This window comes from Leuconostoc pseudomesenteroides KCTC 3652, from assembly GCF_014634745.1.
Classification (GTDB): Bacteria; Bacillota; Bacilli; order Lactobacillales; family Lactobacillaceae; genus Leuconostoc; species Leuconostoc pseudomesenteroides.
The window spans coordinates 20,415-38,201 of sequence record NZ_BMBP01000008.1; the positions used below are offsets into that span (position 1 = coordinate 20,415).

General features: G+C 38.7%; 11 protein-coding genes. 8 read left to right on the forward strand and 3 right to left on the reverse strand.

Features of this window, described 5'->3' with window-relative positions:
- Window positions 1-15: 15 nt before the first annotated feature.
- Window positions 16-495 carry a glutathione peroxidase gene (locus tag IEU65_RS07855; protein WP_010281845.1) on the forward strand — a complete coding sequence of 160 codons (480 nt, stop codon included), beginning with the start codon at window positions 16-18 and terminating at the stop codon, window positions 493-495.
- Between the two features lie 18 nt (window positions 496-513).
- Here IEU65_RS07855 and IEU65_RS07860 read toward each other — a convergent pair whose 3' ends face one another.
- The 3 genes from IEU65_RS07860 to IEU65_RS07870 form a co-directional block, all read right to left on the reverse strand.
- Window positions 514-1,476 (reverse strand): LacI family DNA-binding transcriptional regulator, encoded by a 963-nt coding sequence (locus IEU65_RS07860; protein ID WP_148422866.1) that lies wholly within the window; start codon window positions 1,474-1,476, stop codon window positions 514-516.
- Window positions 1,477-1,591: 115 nt separating this feature from the next.
- Window positions 1,592-3,001, reverse strand: coding sequence for a glycoside hydrolase family 32 protein (locus tag IEU65_RS07865; protein ID WP_010281841.1), 1,410 nt, complete (start codon window positions 2,999-3,001; stop codon window positions 1,592-1,594).
- A 36-nt stretch (window positions 3,002-3,037) separates the two neighbouring features.
- Entirely contained in the window at window positions 3,038-4,321 is a 1,284-nt protein-coding gene (locus IEU65_RS07870) for an MFS transporter (RefSeq protein ID WP_010281837.1), read from the reverse strand.
- A 216-nt stretch (window positions 4,322-4,537) separates the two neighbouring features.
- Between IEU65_RS07870 and IEU65_RS07875 the strand changes: the two genes are divergently transcribed.
- From IEU65_RS07875 to IEU65_RS07900, 7 genes are all read left to right on the forward strand, one after another.
- On the forward strand, window positions 4,538-6,754 hold the full coding sequence (locus IEU65_RS07875) for a YhgE/Pip domain-containing protein (protein ID WP_010281833.1): 2,217 nt from the start codon (window positions 4,538-4,540) through the stop codon (window positions 6,752-6,754).
- 59 nt (window positions 6,755-6,813) lie between these two features.
- Window positions 6,814-7,299, forward strand: a complete 486-nt coding sequence (locus IEU65_RS07880) for an Rrf2 family transcriptional regulator (RefSeq protein ID WP_010281828.1) — start codon at window positions 6,814-6,816, stop codon at window positions 7,297-7,299.
- A 155-nt stretch (window positions 7,300-7,454) separates the two neighbouring features.
- Window positions 7,455-8,318 (forward strand): AraC family transcriptional regulator, encoded by an 864-nt coding sequence (locus IEU65_RS07885; protein ID WP_010281827.1) that lies wholly within the window; start codon window positions 7,455-7,457, stop codon window positions 8,316-8,318.
- A 113-nt stretch (window positions 8,319-8,431) separates the two neighbouring features.
- Complete coding sequence (locus tag IEU65_RS10510; protein ID WP_308738173.1) at window positions 8,432-8,761, forward strand: hypothetical protein; 330 nt, start codon at window positions 8,432-8,434, stop codon at window positions 8,759-8,761.
- Window positions 8,761-9,723: a PTS sugar transporter subunit IIC gene (locus tag IEU65_RS07890; protein ID WP_010281825.1), complete on the forward strand. Its 963-nt coding sequence runs from the start codon at window positions 8,761-8,763 to the stop codon at window positions 9,721-9,723. Before IEU65_RS10510 ends, IEU65_RS07890 begins: the two co-directional genes overlap by 1 nt.
- Window positions 9,710-11,935 (forward strand): beta-glucosidase BglX, encoded by a 2,226-nt coding sequence (gene bglX / locus IEU65_RS07895; RefSeq protein WP_148422862.1) that lies wholly within the window; start codon window positions 9,710-9,712, stop codon window positions 11,933-11,935. The genes IEU65_RS07890 and bglX overlap by 14 nt, the downstream gene beginning before the upstream one ends.
- A gap of 280 nt (window positions 11,936-12,215) precedes the next feature.
- Complete coding sequence (locus IEU65_RS07900) at window positions 12,216-17,624, forward strand: S8 family serine peptidase (protein WP_010281807.1); 5,409 nt, start codon at window positions 12,216-12,218, stop codon at window positions 17,622-17,624.
- Window positions 17,625-17,787 lie beyond the last annotated feature (163 nt).

Genomic DNA, 17,787 nt, shown 5'->3' on the forward strand with positions numbered 1-17,787 from the left:
ATTTAAGGAGAAATTATGGCTAATATATACCAGTTTCAAGCGATCAAAGAAAATGGGGAAACATACTCATTAGACAGTTTGAAAGGGCACCCCGTTATCATTGTTAATACGGCTACAAAATGTGGTTATGCACCGCAGTTTGAAGAATTAGAATCGCTTTATAAAACTTATCAAGACCAAGGCTTAGTCGTTCTGGGCTTTCCATCTAATCAATTCAAACAAGAATTGGACTCAAGTCATGACGCCGCTGAAGCGTGTCGCTTGACATACGGCGTGACGTTTCCCATGCACCACTTGATTTCTGTGAACGGCAAAAATACCGATCCATTGTTTAAGTACTTAAAGGAAAACACGAAAGGTACTTTTGGATCGGCAATTAAATGGAATTTCACTAAATTTTTGGTTAATCAAAAAGGTGAAGTGGTTGAACGTTTTGCGCCAAATACATCACCTAAAGAAATGATTACAGATATCGAAAAATTGCTTGGTGCTTAATTTTTATTTTGTGATCAATCAGCGTTGGGGTGAAAGCGTAACGTCAAGTAAGTATTTTGTCTTAGTTGCTTCACCAGCAATTCTTTTCTCAAGAACTTCAATGGCGACACTTGCCAACTGTTCAATTGGTTGCACAATGGTTGGCATGTTTGGAAAAATAGCTTGAATGAGTCGTGTGCCATCAAAACCTACTACGATAGGTTTTGATGGCATTTTTGATACTAGGGGTAGCATTTGCGTTGCTTCAACATCATTACTTGCAAATATGGCGTCAACGTCGCCATGTTGTTGCAGCATTTTGGTAAAATTGGCTGTTTTTTGTGCATAGCTCTTTTCAAAATCAATTTGCCATGTAATGGGTGTTAAGTGGTGCTTGACCATTGTGTCTAGATAACCTTGATGTCGTTGGTCACTTGGCATATTGTTGGAAAACGGATCTGTGGTATGAATAATTTTCTTTGCGCCTTGTTTAATCAAAAAATCCGTTGCTAACACACCACCTTGATAATTATTCACGGCAATCGTAGGAATTTCATCATTAAGAATGCGTTCAATTGAGACAATTGGTAATCCGTGGTATTTATTGTAGGTTTGAATGTTAAAGTTATGCGTCCCGACAATTAAACCATCAACTTGGCGGGAAAGTAATTGCTTTAAATAATGCTCTTCTTTTTTGGCATCCTGAGTTGCATCGCCGACAATGACTGTATAGCCCTTTTGATATAATTTCTTTTCAAGTGTTTCGACGAGTTCGCCAAAAAAAGGGTTGGCGATTGACGGGAAAAGCAGACCAACGATATTTGTTTTTTTCTTTTGCAATTGTTGCGCTGCTGCATTCGGTTGATAGTTTAGTTCAGCCATAGCGTCGTGTACTTTATCAATTGTGGCTTGGCTCAAATAGCCGCGTTTATTGATAACACGAGAGACTGTCGTTTTTGATACGCCGGCAATTTCAGCAACATCTTCTAATTTGTAATTCATCACATCACCTAAAAAAATAAAAATGCTTACCCTAATTTGATAAGCATTATAAAACTAACTATAAGTATACTACAAGTGATAATAAACTTTGATAATGTTGCTAGGAGAATGTTGTTTAGTGTGTTTCGAGTTGATAGGTTGTGAACTGACCTAACAAATTTTTGCCGTCAATTTTGATGATAGGGGCGTCATTAGTATAGAATCTCTCTGTGAATACTTTTTCACCATTTTGAACGAATATTTCAACGACGCTTTTATCAATATATAAGGAAAGTGTTATTTCTGTTGATTGTGCAATTGTTGCAAACCGATTATCTTGAGGATGATCCTGATGTGTTAGTCGGAATTGCTGGTTAGCATTATCAAAATTGAGCGTGATAATATCTTGCTTTTTGCTATTTTGGAAGTGTAAGTTAAAATTTTGGGCGGTGAGATTGAGTTGAACTTCAACAGTTGCTGAATGACCATCTAATAGCGTTTGTACTGATGACAAACTGCCACTGCTTAATAACTGTTTCCGTAAAGCGCGAACTTCGGTGACTGGACGCATCAATAAACGGTCATTGGCTAGGATAAGTTCGCGAGGTAAGGTGAGCATACCTGCCCAGCCATCTGCTTTTTCAGGAAATTCGCTTTCCCACATATCCGCCCAGCCAATAACGATTCGGCGACCCTCCGGTGCCAAAAGAGTTTGTGAGGCGTAAAAGTCATGACCATTATCTAATTCTTGAAATTCGCCTCGGTCAAATTGATTTTTGGCGTAATCGTAATGGCCTACAAAGTAACCTGTTTGATAGAGATTACGTAATTTTTGGGGCTGGGTTTCAATTTTCATAGGTGAGGTGAGTAGGATATGACGACCGTTGAGGGTGAAAAAATCAGGGCATTCCCACATGTCACCTTCGGTTGCGACAGATCGTGATTTGTCGAGTTCACCTAGATATTGCCAATCAAAAAGATTTTCGGATTGATAGATTAAGGCACGACCGAGTCCATCTTGTGATTGATTGCCTAAAATGACATAGTAATTGCCATCATATTCCCAAATTTTAGGATCCCGAAAGTGGTGCGTGCTATCAGACGGCGCTTCAGCAATAATTGGGTTGTGCTCATACTTTGTAAAATGAACACCGTCATCGCTATAAGCTAGATTTTGATTTTGCCAGAAATGTTCAGGATCATTGTCGCCGTAGTAATGATGACCCGTATAAATCAGCCAAAGGCGACCGTCTTTGACAATGGCGCTTCCCGAAAATACGCCGTCTGTATCTTCAGCATCGCCAGGGGTTAATGCAATTGGTAAGTCTTCCCAGTGCATTAAATCACGGCTTCGTGCGTGCCCCCAATGCATTGGTCCCCATTCAGGTTTGTAGGGATAGTTTTGATAGAAAATATGATAATAGCCTTGAAAGTATACAAAACCATTAGGGTCATTCATCCAGCCATAGGTTGGTGCTAAATGAAATTCAGGGCGGTAGCGATCATTGGTTACCGTTGAGAATTTTTTTTCGAGTGTGTGTGACATATTGTCTCCTTAAAGTATGTTTTGGATGTTGCGGCGTTACGAGTTAGCCAAAGGTGTTCCGTCGACGTGTTGTGTATCTTTTTTGAGAATGAAGAACGCGTAAACACCAGCAATCAAGACAATGACAGCAATGACATGGAATGTATTTTGATAACCTACGCGATCTCTAAGAATGCCCAATGGTGTTGATAAAATGACCTGTCCAATCTGGGCTGCAATCTGGAAACCAATCATATATAGAGAAGCAGATAGTTTGGTATTGAAGTGAAGGGTAAAGTATCTGAAAATTGATAACGTAAACATAGGTACTTCGAGAGAGTGCAGCATTTTAATGGCGGAAACGGCGTATGGATTGGCGTTAAATCCGCAAAGGCCAATTCGCAAGAACATAATAGCGACACCAATCATGAGTGTCCGTTTGACACCAACTTTTTGCATCACAATTGGTACGATACCTAACATTAGCGCTTCAAAGAATACTTGGATACTGTTGAGCGTGCCGTATGTTTGTTGGCCAACTGCTACACTTGAGAATAACTTTGTATAGAAATCAGGAAACATTTGTGAATCAAAAATATTATAAAAAGTCCAAGTGAACATGATGAAAATAATCACCTGCCATAATTCAGACATTTTTAAAAGACGTAACATATCTGATAGCTTTGGTACTGAATCTTCGCGGGCTAACGTTTCGACAGCATGATTCGCATCACGCTCTTCTTTTGGCACCCAGAATATAAGAACCAATAATAGTAGCACACCAAATAATGAACCAAACCAGAAATTTAAATGAGGGTTAATCACAAACAAAACACCGGCAAGTAGGGCCACAATAGCGTATCCGAATGATCCCCAAGCACGAGCTTGACCATATTCAAATGAGAATACACGACTAAATCGTTCTGTGACCGCTTCTAGTATGCCAACTGCCGATAAAAAACCTGTCGATAGCACGACAGCACCGACCCACATACCGATTGCAAAATGATTGACGAGGAGAGGGGCATAGACCCAAATAAAAAATGGACCAATTAGTGTAGATATAACAGCGTTAAAAATAAGTAAGTGTCGCTTGATGAATAGTTTGTCTTGAATTGTGCCATAAACAAACATCAAAATTAAACTGATCAATGAATTGGCGGAAAAAATAGTGCCAACTTGACTTCCAGATAGACCCAGACCATTTGTGTCGGAAGTCAACCATAGTTGGTAGAAACTCCACCAAATACCCCATGACGCAAAGAACAACAACATGCTAGTTGAACTTTGTAAATAAGACGCGTTTTTAAAGGTGCGCGTGCCTTTTTGATTATGATTCATTAGCAGATCCATTAACCTTTCTTAAAATGGCGTTCTAAAATGTAAACGTTTACATAAGTGATTATAATTGCAATTTTTTAGTATGTCAACCGATTGGCAGTTTTATTTTTGAATGTTTGTTTTTTTGATATATTACAAATAAAATAAAGAGCTTGCATATTCTTTCTTTCGGCTATATAATTTATCCATAGATAAAAAAAGGAAACGGTAAAGTTCATGAAATTTTGGAAAAGTACGGAGTGGCAACGTGTTCGAAAAATACGCGGTTTGCCATTATTACTAATTGGAATTGCACTCATTCCAAGCCTTTATGCGGTTATCTTCTTGTCATCATTGTGGGATGCGTATGGTAATGTCAACAAATTACCGGTGGCAATTGTCAACCAAGATCGCGCTGCAAAGATTAACGGTAAGACGCAACATTTAGGAAATAACCTCACCAAAAATTTGGTAGATGGTAAGCAACTAAAAATTATTAAAACCACTAAATCTCAAGCCGCATCAGGTTTGAAAAGTGGTAAATACTACATGACCATCACAATTCCTAGTGACTTCACTGAGAATTCTGGCACACTTTTGAGTAGTAATCCCGTGCAACCAGAAATAAAAATTGCTCACAACACAGGTCAAGGATTTATTGCTGAAAAAATGACAACATCAGCAGCCGAGAAATTGCAAACTAAAGTGTCACAATCGTTACAAAAAGTTTATAGTCAAACACTTGTAACCGCCACGACTGCTTCCAAGGACGGTTTTAATACTGGTTCTGAGGGTGCAAGTCAATTGAGCAGTGGTATCTCTCAATTACAAGATGGCACAAAGCAATTACAAACAGGCACGACCGCATTGCAAAGTGGTTCTGCCCAACTTGTAACTGGTTTGTCGCAGTATACAAGTGGTGTCTCATCAGCTAATTCTGGTTCTGCACAGTTAGTGGCAGGTGCGCAACAACTCGCCACACAACTTCAAAAAGTCAGTGATGAAATTAATGCAAAGCAACAAGCAAAGGCATCTGATTTGGCAAAGTTGGATGCTGGATTGACGGAGCTGACGAAAGGATTGGAAAAATTGGGGGAGATTGAAGCACCCAATATTGATTTGAATTCTGATGACATTAGTAGCAATGCACAAAATTTGACAACTAGCTTGGAGCAATTGGGGGGAAGTCTTACAAAGTCTGGGGCAAATTTAAAAAATATTTCTGATAGCTTATCAAAGTTAATTGCACAGAACCCACAACTAATAGCGGATCCAAGTGTGCAAACAGTAATGAAAAACCTGCAAGATTTAAATACTAATCTACAAGATAGTGGTACTTCAGCAACCGCAAGTGGTCAGGCAGCCCAAAAAATCAACAAAGATCTGCAACCTTTAGTTGCAGCATTGCCAGAGCTAAAAAACTTACAAGCCCAACTTCCTGAACTGAAAGCTCTGTCTAAAGGTACGCAAGCAACTAAGGGTGCGCAACAAGCCATCAAAACCCTTAATGCGAGTCTCACTGAAGTTAGCAACGGTATCGCTACGCAAGCTGTTCCGGGAGCACAACAGTTAGCACAAGGTGCGAGTCAATTGAATGCCGGATTGAGTCAACTAAATGCTAATAGTGGCACCCTTAATCAAGGCGCTTCGCAGCTCAATTCTGGCACCACACAGTTACTAGAAGGTGAAAATCAAGCAATCGTTGCTCTTGGGCAAGCTAACACAGGTGCGCAAACGTTGTCACAAAAATTAGCTGATGGTGCTGTTAAATTATCAAGCATTCATAATCAAAAATCTAATGTGACTGCTTTGTCAAAACCAGTTAAAAAAGATAATTCTGATTTATCTAAGGTTGCTAACAATGGTACTGGTATGGCACCATATATGATGTCGGTCGGTCTGTTTGTTGGTATGGTTGCATTTAGTGCGATATTTGATTTCATGACTGTTGGCAAGAAACCGAAAAATGGTTTCCTCTGGTGGGCTGACAAGCAAACAGTTAATGCACCGGTCTGGATTGCACAAGCACTGTTGATGACGGCATTGCTATTTATCGTTGACGGTATGCAAACTCAAAAACCAGTCATGACATTCGTAGTAGCTTTGGTAGCATCATTTGCCTTTAATCAATTCGTAATTCTGTTCAATGTTGCATTTGGTAAACTAGGATCTGGTATAATGCTAATTTTGATGGTTTTGCAATTGAGTGCCAGTGCCGGAACTTATCCAATTGAGCTCTCAAATGGCTTCTTTAATGCAATTCACCCTTGGATGCCGATGACGTATTCGGTTCACGCACTACGTGAAACAATTTCAATTGGTGGCAGTGTGGCGTTGGATCTAACCGTATTGTTGAGTTTGGGTATTGTTTCCATGATTCTGACATGGGGTGTTTACCAAATGAAACTAAAGCATAATCAATTGTCATTTCCACAATCATCAGCTGCGGAATAAATGACTTATAAACCTCACTCGTGGGGCTTTGTACATAAAAAGTTGGGAGAAATATCATTATGAAAATGTCTAGTGCTGTTGAGCAAAGTTTAGTTGTATTAGTCATGTTGGGACTACAAAAAGATGGACTGCCAGTTAAAAGTCACATTTTGAGTAAGCATCTTGAAGTTTCAGATTCCTATTTAAAAAAGACCATGCGAAAATTGGTTGTTGCCAATATTGTGGAAGCAATTGCCAGCAAGGAGGGGGGCTTTCGTTTGGCACGTGCCACAAAGTCAATCACGTTATTGGACGTTTACGAAGCGATTGAGGGAAAGGACAGTTTTGTCCATTCTACACAGCTAGCTGATAGAGTATTCCCAGCCAAAAAAGCGGTTGAAACAGGTACACAAGAAGTCCTATCAATCATATTTGATGCCGAGCAAGATTTCAAAAAGCGATTGAAGCAGTATTCAATTCTCGACTTGCTGAAGTTGCGCGAAGATGGTAGCGATGGCATTGATTGGCGTAATTATGAACCACAAAGTCAAACGGCCTTTGTGTGATGGGTTTAAAATGTAAGAGATTAGGGACCAGCTGGTCCTTTTTTGTTTCGACAGGTTATTATTGACGACAAATTATAATCATGATAATATGAAGCAAAATGAAAGCGGTTACATAAAAACTGTCAGTTTACAAAGAAACAAGAGGTATTGATCGTATGACATATAGTCATGAAAGTATTCAAACAACAAATGGATTACCGTTTCGCATTTTTAGTTTTAATGAGCAAAATGACGGCCGCTTTATCCCGAAACATTGGCACCAAAGTGTTGAGATGATATATTGCTTATCTGGTCAATTGAAAGTTTGGCTGATTACTGAAGAATATATTTTACAAAAAAATGATTTCATGGTGATTAACACAAATACCGTTCATGCTACGCAGGGACTCAAAAATAGTCAAGTCATGATTATTCAGTTACCAATACAATTTTTACGTGATGTGACCTTTGGTAAATATCCAAATGAATTTGTTTTTCAAATTAATAGGACAGTTATGAAAAGTGATTATGATGATGTTGTGTTGACTTATTTTAAGCAAATGGCGATATGCAGCCGATATTTCAAAGAAGGTCACAAAACGCACGAGTTATTAATGAATCTACACGTTATGTCTGATATATATGGTTTATTGTCAATTTTATGTGAACATTATGCCGATAAAACCATTGCTGCTAGAAGAAAATTGACTTTTGATCGGACCAGATTGATTAAAGTGATTGATTACTTACATGACAATTTTGTTAATGAGATTACTTTGGCTTCTACCGCAAACGATTTCAATTTTTCCACTAGTTATTTTTCAAAATTTTTTCAACAAGGAATGGGGACGTCATTTACAAGTTATCTCCGTTCTATTCGTTTAGATGCTGCCTTTGAAAAGATGATGACATCTGATTTAGATCTCACAACAATTGCTATTGATTGTGGGTTTGAGAGTTATCGTAATTTTTACAATGCTTTTATTGAAGTTTACCGTGTTGCACCTAGTGAATATCGGAAAATGTCAACAATAATGTGATGGCCAAAATGACAAATATTTACATATTTTAAGCGATAAAACAGCAGGTTAGCCATCGAGAAAGCGCTTACAATTAAATTGTAAAATAAATAGTCAATTCGAAAGAGAGGCGCATGATGAAATTTAACAAGGAAAAAGTAACGGGTCTATTTAACAATATGTCTCCGACTTTAGACAAAATTGGGAAAAACAAGTATCTGCAAACAATTATGGGCGCTATGATGGCACTATTACCACCCATAATTTTGGGATCATTGGCGACACTGCTATCGATATATACCAAAGATTTAAATTACAAACCGTTATCAAATATTTTAAATGGTATTGGCACTATTACGATTGGTGCTATGGCACTGTATTTATCATTTTTGATGGCTAAATATCTAGTTCAAAATTTTATGTCTGATCAAGATGATGGTACCGAGCAGGTATTATATCTCTAATGTCATTTTTGATCATGACACCATTAGGTTCTTATACATCTAATCATGTGGCCGTTACTGCTATTCCGGTAACGTGGCTTTCATCACAAGGTGTTTTTTCAGCAATGGTGATTGGATTAATCGTTGGCCGTTTATATATTTATATTGTGAAACACGGCTGGACAATTAAAATGCCAGCGGGTGTACCGCCAATGGTTTCACAATCGTTTGCAGCATTAATTCCGGGTATTTTTATAGGTATTATATTTGGTTTAGCCTCTTTCCTATTTGCCATATCATCATTTGGAAGCTTTCATCAAATGATTTTTTCCATTATTCAAGAGCCGTTAAGAGGAATTGGTGGCAACATCTGGGCAATGATTTTGGTTAGCTTACTGATGCAAATTATGTGGTTCTTTGGAATTCATGGTACTAATGTATTATTGCCGTTAGTAACCCCAATTTGGTTATCTATGGACGTTGAAAATCTTAATGCAGTTGCGAAAGGCGTCACACCGCCTAATATTATCGGATTAGGATTTTTCAACATTATTACATGGGGCGGTTTGGCACTTGGATTAGTGATATTAATGCTTTTTGCTAAGAGTAAAAGATATAAAGAACTGGGTAAAATTGCTGTTGTACCGGCATTGTTTGGTATCACTGAACCGGTTATTTTTGGAACACCCTTAGTATTGAATTTTAATTTAGCTATTCCATTTATTTTTAACAATGCAATTGCACTTGGCATATCATATGTATTAATTAAATTAGGGATTGTTGCTCGATTTATCGGTTCGCAAGCGATTTTTGGGCTGCCATTAGGCTTCCATGCGGGAATTGAAGGACACGCTTCCATCATTATTCTGCAACTATTCCTTCAATTGGTTCTATCTACAATACTCTGGTATCCATGGTTTAAACACTTAGATAATCAAACTTATAAAGCAGAAATGGAGGGGGTAAATCATGTCGCCAACTAACCTAAAAAAATTATTAAATAGTCTCACATTGCCCGAAAAAGTCGGTCAACTGGTGCAATTATCTGGTGAATTTTTTGACACAACACAGAATATTGTCACTGGACCAGTTCAAAAGCTGGGCTTGAATCCAGAAATGGTACCACTAGTTGGATCCGTTTTAAATGTGGTGGGTGCTGAAAAAACAAGAAAAATACAGCAAGCATATCTTGAAAATAGTTCCCATAAAATTCCCTTGCTTTTTATGGCAGATATTGTTTATGGGTTGAAAACAGTTTATCCTATTCCACTTGGGATGGGTGCAACTTGGGATCCAAATCTAATTAGAACAGCATATCAAAATACGGCGTCAGAGGCTTATGCCAGTGGTGCTCACGTATCATTTGCGCCAATGGTAGACATTGTGCGGGATGCTAGGTGGGGAAGAAGCTTGGAGTCGACTGGCGAGGATCCTGTGTTGAACGCTAGCATGGCTGCAGCAATGGTAGAGGGATTTCAACATAATCTAGGCAAAGATTCAGGAATAGCGGCTTGTGTCAAACACTTTGCTGCCTATGGTGCTGCTGAATCTGGTAGAGAATATAATAGTGTCGATATGTCAGAAATGAAATTGTTTCAAGACTATCTACCGCCATATAAAGCAGCAGTAGATGCTGGCACCGAAATGGTGATGACGTCTTTTAACACCATAAATGGTGTTCCCGTCACAGCTAGTTCATATCTATTGCATAACGTCCTCCGTGAAAAATGGGGATTTGAGGGTATCATTATCAGTGATTATGCGGCAGTCAATGAACTCATAGCACATGGGTATTCTTCTAATCAATCTGAGGCTGCCAAAGACGCATTTGTGGCTGGTGTTGATATTGATATGCAGTCTTCAGCCTATGCTAATAATTTAGATAGCATTATCACAGATGGTCAAGTAGATGAATCTAAACTCAATGCTGCTGTTCTAAAAGTATTGCAGTTAAAAAATAAATTAGGCTTGTTTGAAGATCCTTATCGAGGTGCTGATAAGCAAGTTGAATCAAATGCCATTTTATCTTCAGAAAAAAGAGAGTTAGCTAGAGAAGTCTCGAATAAAGCAATGGTATTATTAAAAAATGAAAAAAACATCCTGCCTCTAGACACAAGTAAAAAAATTGCTTTAATTGGACCATATTCAGATGAACAAGAATTACTAGGTTTGTGGGCAGTTCATGCCGACCGGAATGAAACAGTAACAATTGCTGATGCATTTCGTGAAGTGGTACCCTCTGATCGTCTGTTAGTTAGAAAGGGCACCAATATTACTGATGATGTCGAAATGTTACGTGGTTTGGGATTAAGCGATGACGTCATTAGCAAGAACATTTTAACCAAAAAACAAGCTAAAATGGAATTTGATAGCGCTATCGAAATTGCCAATAAATCAGATGTGGTTATTTTTGCAGCAGGTGAGCATACATTTGAGAGTGGTGAGGGTGGCAGTAAAACAAATATAACATTACCAGAAAACCAAAAAAAATTGATCAAGGCCATCAGAAAATTAGGTAAAAAAATTATCCTAGTGACAATTAATGGCAGACCGTTGGTTTTAACCGATATTATTGATGACGTCGATGCGGTTATTGTTGCATGGTTTCCAGGAACAGAAGGTGGTCATGCAATAGCTGATACAATCTTGGGCAAAACAAACCCTTCTGGCAGACTTTCGATGACTTTCCCTTATAGTGTGGGTCAGCTACCGATCTATTATAGCCGCCTCACGACGGGGCGTCCTGAGACAAAATCGACACATAGTAGCCGATTTACTTCCCGGTATATTGATTCCACCAATAATCCTTTGTTTCCCTTTGGATTTGGTTTATCTTATAGTCAATTTAATTATACTGACATGAAGCTGAGTGGTGATGTATTGCATGAAGGTGAAAAACTGACTGTATCAGTTGTGGTATCAAATCAAAGTGATCGAGATGGCATTGAAACAGTTCAGATGTATATACAGGATTTATTCGCCAAAGTAGTGCAACCGGAAAAACGTTTGAAAAGTTTCAAAAAAGTATTAGTTCCTGCAAGAAGTGAGGTAACAGTTTCTTTCGACATTGATGTAGAAATGTTAAAGTATTTTGATAATCAACTTCATTATAATTTTGATCCAGGAGACTTCAAAGTTTATGTTGGCCACGATAGCCTTCATTTAGCCGAAGCTAGGTTTGTTCTTCGAGCGTGAAATATTAGAAAAAAGGTTTGAATTGCTTAACCATTCAAATCTTTTTTTTGATACAAATGTAATTATTCATAATTGAGGGTGTGATTGAAATACCTTAGACAAAGATATAGCAAAAATTTAAAATTTGACAATATTTTTTAATTTAAATAACTATTATAACGGTTCATATCAATGAAAAATTAAATTATACGTCATTAGGACGCCTTTTCTAATTGAAATTATTCTTTCTTTAATATAACATATACTTTATATTTAATTTTCATTTAAGAAAGGGAGAGTAATGGGAGTTGTAAGAAAGAAAACGACTTCGCTGTTTTTAGTGAGCACAATTTTAAGTTCGTTGGTTATTAATCCACAATCCATCACTGTTTTTGGTGATGTGACGAAAGGATTGACTGATACAGTTTCAAAGGCCAAACTTAAAAAGACACTAGACAGCGCAGCATCGGAAGCAAAAAAGAATCAGAAAACGACTTTTGAGAAAAAAGTCAAAGCACAATTAAAAGCAAAAGGATTAACAGTTCCTAGTTCCTCATCAGAATTGCAGAACAAAACTGTCACAGTAATCGTTGAACTGGATAAAAAAGCGGCAAGTCAGTCAACGGCATCACCAACAGGATCGACAAAGTCAATCAATCTGATTGATAAGGCCACGCAATCGACAATTGAGGCTCAGAAACCAGTTCGTGATCAAGTAGCAAAATTGACAGGCAATAAGCCCAAAAAGACCTTTGGCTATTTGCTTAATGGTTTTTCAATCAATGCTAAGGTGAGTGACATTAGTGCCATTCAAGCGATTAAAGGGGTTAAAGCAGTCACACCTGCTAATGTGTATGCCCCACAAGATCAATCAGCAAATGAAATTGCTAACGTACCACAAGTTTGGTCAAAGTATAAGTTAAAAGGTGAGGGCACACTGATTGCCATAATCGATTCAGGCATTGACCCAACGCACAAAGATTTGACGTTGGATAATAATAGTTCTGAAAAATTAACACAGTCTGAATCGAGTGCAGCAATCCAAAAGCTTGGATATGGTAAATGGTATTCCGACAAAGTGCCATTCGCTTATAATTATGCTGATGGGACTAGTGATACAGTCTACGATACTGGGGCCTCAGAAATGCACGGCATGCACGTAGCGGGTATTGCGGCGGCAAATGGTAAGGCAACCGCTGAAACTGGTTCTGATACCACTAAATATGTGGTCGGTGTTGCGCCAAACGCACAGTTGCTAGACATGAAGGTTTTCTCGAACAATGGTGGTGGTGCGTATAGTGATGACATTGTGTCGGCAATCGAGGATTCAGTTAAATTAGGGGCTAATGTTATCAACATGTCCTTAGGTTCAGTTGGTGGCAACCAGGATCAAGACGATCCAGAACAAGAAGCAGTTAATCAAGCAGCAAAAGAAGGCGTTGTACCAGTTATTTCAGCTGGAAACAATGGTTTGTCAACATCTGCTGATGCTACGAATAATCAATCAACTAGTTTGACAAATGATAATGGTACAGTCGGGTCGCCGGGTGTTGCGGCTGATGCAATTACGGTAGCGTCATCTGAAAATACAACAATGGTCTCACCATGGTTAGATTTGACGACAGCTGCTGGGGCGCAAATACTCAAAGATCCGCTTGTCACACAGCTTTCGGATAAAGCTGATCTAACTAAACTGAATGGCAAAGCTCTTTATTTGGCTAAAAACGGTAGTGACGGTTTACCTGGTGTTGGTAACGCTAAAGACTTTGATAGTGATGTCAAAGGCAAAGTTGCTGTTGTCATGCGAGGCAGTATTGCCTTCACTGAAAAGCAGGAAAATGCTTTAAATGCTGGGGCAGCTGGTTTAATTATTATTAATAATAAACCTGATGAAACGGCGCTTAATTTTTCAATGAACACGTCAATTACGACAATGGCTATTTTATATGATGGTGGGCAATCACTGTTAGCCTACGTTAAGGACCACAGCAATCAAACTTATAATTTTGCAGTCAAAAATTTGACAACGCCAAATGCTAGCACTGGCAAAATGTCTACTTTCAGTTCTTATGGGCCAACGCCTGATTTGACATTAAAACCTGATGTTACTGCACCAGGAGGTAAAATCTGGTCAACTGCAAATAATAATAGTTACCAAGAAATGAGTGGCACGTCAATGGCGTCGCCATTTACAGCCGGTGTATCGGCGTTGGTAACACAATCACTTGCAGGAAGTGTTGCAGCAAGTAATATTAATCAATATGTGAAAACTGATTTGATGAACACGGCTGTGCCGCTCTATGATAAGGACCATCCTGACGCGATTGTCTCGCCACGTCGTCAAGGTGCGGGATTAGTGCAAGTTGACAAAGCAGTCGATAACAAAGTATTTGCGACGACCACGTCCGGTGATGCGTCGATTTCGTTGAAAGAAATCACTAGTAACACACAGACTATGACGGTTCAATTAACTAACAATGATAAAGATAAGGCCACCTATTCTTTCAACAACTACGGTGGTGTTTGGACAAATAGTGCTACTAGCCAGCAAAATGCTTATGATGACAAATTAAGTGGTGCTGCCATTAATTTGGCGTCGGCTACTAATCACAAAGGTGAAAGTGTTTTAGATGGCAATCAAAAAATTACTGTTGCAGCGAACGATACAGTGACTGTTAAAGTAAAACTTACGTTGCCACAACAGGTAACAAACTCCTATGTGGAAGGCTATGTTGGCTTCCAAGCCGAAAATAATGGTGTGACGACAAGTGCTCAAAACTTAGTTGTGCCATATCTTGGTTATTACGGACAATGGAATAGTCAAAAAATATTTGATGATCCCATTTGGACGGGAAATTCTTACTATGGTACTTCTTATTTCATGGATGGTGAACAAAATATTTTAGGTTTGAACGCCAAAGGTGATAATATTACCCCAAGTAATATCGCATTTTCACCGAATTTTGATGACAGTCAAGATACAGCGACGCCTATTGTGAGTTTGTGGCGTAATGCAAAAAATCTGACTGCGCAAATTTATAAAAATGATCCGGATGATGATAAAAATGCAAACCAAAAACCAATTAGAACTCTCTATATCGATCCTGAGGTAACTAAGACTTACTATGACGCATCTACCGGAAGCTATACCAGCTATACTGGAAATAGCTTGAGGTGGGATGGCACGGTTTGGAATGCTAAAACAGGTCAGTACGATACAGCAACAGATGGTCAGTACTATTATAAAATTTCCGCTGAATCTGAATCGGGAAGTACTGACAAACAGTCACAGACCTTGCCAATCAAGTTGGACACAGTTGCACCAACGATTGATTTTGATAAATCAAGTTTGTCGGTTGGCAGCGATGGCGCATATCATCTGAAAGCGACTGTAAAGGATGAACTGAGTGGTATCGCTTCATTTGGCAAAGTTGTTGTCGCAATAAACGGTGTTAGTGCAACTTATGACCAACCATTATCAGACAGTCATACATTGAAGCAAGCAATTGATGTGACTTTGAATGCTGATCAAGTTTCGGCGCTTCAGGCTGGCAAAAATAATATCCAAATTGGCGCTTATGACAACGCCGGAAACTTTGGAAATGCTGAAGAACTTGTACAAGCACCGGATAAAACAACTTATGGTCTCGTTCTTTATGATCTCAATGATAACGAAGTCATTACAACTAATTCAGCCATCTATCACCGTCGTTATAACACGATAACCTTAATGGGATCATATCCTTCAAACTTTTACGTCAATGGTAAGCTGGTTGAGGTTGACCCACAGACTCAAGTGTTTGATATGACAGATAGCAAGAATGGTATCCCGTTGCCAGAAGATGGTAAATTTGTATTCAGTACGGATGAAGCAGGGAAAAATGTGATTCGAGTTGTTCAAACAAGAATTTCGGTAACTGAACCAGTCGTCCACTTAGATCATGCGAATGAAAACTTGTCAACCGACCAAACAACCTTTAATATGAGTGGTACTCTAGACGATATAGATTCGCTAGACACTTTGGTAGTAGGTAACTTGTCTACCAATCAGATTACTAACATTACTAAGGATGTTAAGAGTACTGGCGACAATAAGGGCTCATTTTCTGCCGATGTGCCACTACAGTTTGGTGACAATACACTCGTTGCACAAGCAGCGGATAAAGATGGCAATGTTGATGACGTCGTTAAATTTACGGTGAATAGTTCAGCTGATGCACAATTCATTAGTGACCCAAGTTCTGTCATATCGTTTGATAATGACTTGAATTATGGTTTGAACGTTGTGTCATCAACAACGAGTTCGTACGATAAAGATACACAGACGTTGACAATTAGTGGTCATTTGAAACACGCAGTTGACGATAACGGCTTGATGATAGGTGAAACTGCGGGTCCTAAGCGTACAGTAGTCAACTATGATCCGAAAACATTGACTTTTGAGACCAAGATAAAAGCAGCGCCAAATACAAAGGTATCTGTACCTGTTCAGGTGAAATATCAAGGACAAAACATTGTCGATAATAGTCTGCAATTCTATATTGATACAACATTACCTGATTTGAGTTTGTTTAATGAAAGCTCGTTACAACGCCTTTCAGATGGCTCATATCAAATCAAAACTAATCAGTCGCCATATCAGTTAAGTGGTAGTGCGAATGATAATTATGATGGTTACGCAATTAACATCAATGGCGATATGATTGAAAATCAAAAGTTTTCATTTATTTTTAGTAAAGGTAACAACGGGCAGATGAGTCAGTTTAATGTACCGTTAGATTTGACGACTGGTGACAATATCGCTGATATTACGGTTAGTGATGCTGTTGGTAATCAAACCAGTAAAAAGGTCAATGTTCGCTATTATAAAGGAACATTAGACCAGCCGATTATTAGTGCAAGCACAACAGCGCCAACAAACAAGTCGGTATCATTGACAGCTGAAGCGGCAAAGTTACCAACAGATGCCCCAAGCGATGATAGTATTCATACAGAATATAGTCTCGATCAGGGTAAATCTTGGATAGAATACAACGATCATGTTGTCATTGGTGCAAATACTAAGGTTGAATTTAAAGCTGTGGACGATTATGGGAATGAATCAGCAGTTGTTACAACATCTGTAACCAACATCGTACCTCAAATTGAATCCCAAGCTACTATTTCAACACAATATGATGCTGCGCATAAGACAGCTATTGTGTCATTAGGAATGACGGATCAATTGCCTAATCCCGATGTTGCGGGCACGTCACTCCAATATAGCTTAGACGAAGGCAAAACTTGGCAAGCCTATGAGAAGTCATTGACTATTGCTAAAAAACAAGTTGTTCAAGCAAGAACAATTGATAAGGCTGGTAATGTTGGTCGTGTTATGACGGTGACGTTGTTTGCTGATAAAGGCGCAAAGCCTTCCGGAGATCAAAAATCGTCGAGCAATGGTAATAGTTCTGGTTCTGGTTCAAACGGCAGCAGCGAGAGTCAAAGTGGCAACGTATCTGGTAATCGTAAGACTGGTTCTGATTTGACACCGTTCAATTCGTCAAGTTCAGCATCCGCAACCGCACTAACGGCTAAAAAAGCCAATAATGTTGGTAAGGCTGCTTTACCAGACACAGCTGGATTGATTACTTTGTCTGTGGTGGTTGCAGGTATGGTTGTTTCGTTAATTTTTATGACAATAGTGACCATTAAACGTAAACATGATTAAGATCTGCAAAGTTTAATAATTGACTGAAATCATCAAAAATATAAAAAGCATCTAAACGGATGTCGCTGGCAAACAGTTACTCCGGTTAGGTGCTTTTTTGGGAGTTCAAAATTGTCTCAACACTGTTTTAAAAGAAAAGAAAGCGTTTACATTTTTAATTACT

What these genes read in the sequence shown, in the direction of transcription:
- IEU65_RS07885 (WP_010281827.1), top strand. Translation starts at nt 7,455, where the DNA reads ATGACATATAGTCATGAAAGTATTCAAACAACAAATGGATTACCGTTT.
- IEU65_RS07855 (WP_010281845.1), top strand. Translation starts at nt 16, where the DNA reads ATGGCTAATATATACCAGTTTCAAGCGATCAAAGAAAATGGGGAAACA.
- bglX (WP_148422862.1), top strand. Translation starts at nt 9,710, where the DNA reads ATGTCGCCAACTAACCTAAAAAAATTATTAAATAGTCTCACATTGCCC.
- IEU65_RS07900 (WP_010281807.1), top strand. Translation starts at nt 12,216, where the DNA reads ATGGGAGTTGTAAGAAAGAAAACGACTTCGCTGTTTTTAGTGAGCACA.
- IEU65_RS07890 (WP_010281825.1), top strand. Translation starts at nt 8,761, where the DNA reads ATGTCATTTTTGATCATGACACCATTAGGTTCTTATACATCTAATCAT.
- IEU65_RS07875 (WP_010281833.1), top strand. Translation starts at nt 4,538, where the DNA reads ATGAAATTTTGGAAAAGTACGGAGTGGCAACGTGTTCGAAAAATACGC.
- IEU65_RS10510 (WP_308738173.1), top strand. Translation starts at nt 8,432, where the DNA reads ATGATGAAATTTAACAAGGAAAAAGTAACGGGTCTATTTAACAATATG.
- IEU65_RS07870 (WP_010281837.1), bottom strand. Translation starts at nt 4,321, where the DNA reads ATGAATCATAATCAAAAAGGCACGCGCACCTTTAAAAACGCGTCTTAT.
- IEU65_RS07865 (WP_010281841.1), bottom strand. Translation starts at nt 3,001, where the DNA reads ATGTCACACACACTCGAAAAAAAATTCTCAACGGTAACCAATGATCGC.
- IEU65_RS07860 (WP_148422866.1), bottom strand. Translation starts at nt 1,476, where the DNA reads ATGAATTACAAATTAGAAGATGTTGCTGAAATTGCCGGCGTATCAAAA.
- IEU65_RS07880 (WP_010281828.1), top strand. Translation starts at nt 6,814, where the DNA reads ATGAAAATGTCTAGTGCTGTTGAGCAAAGTTTAGTTGTATTAGTCATG.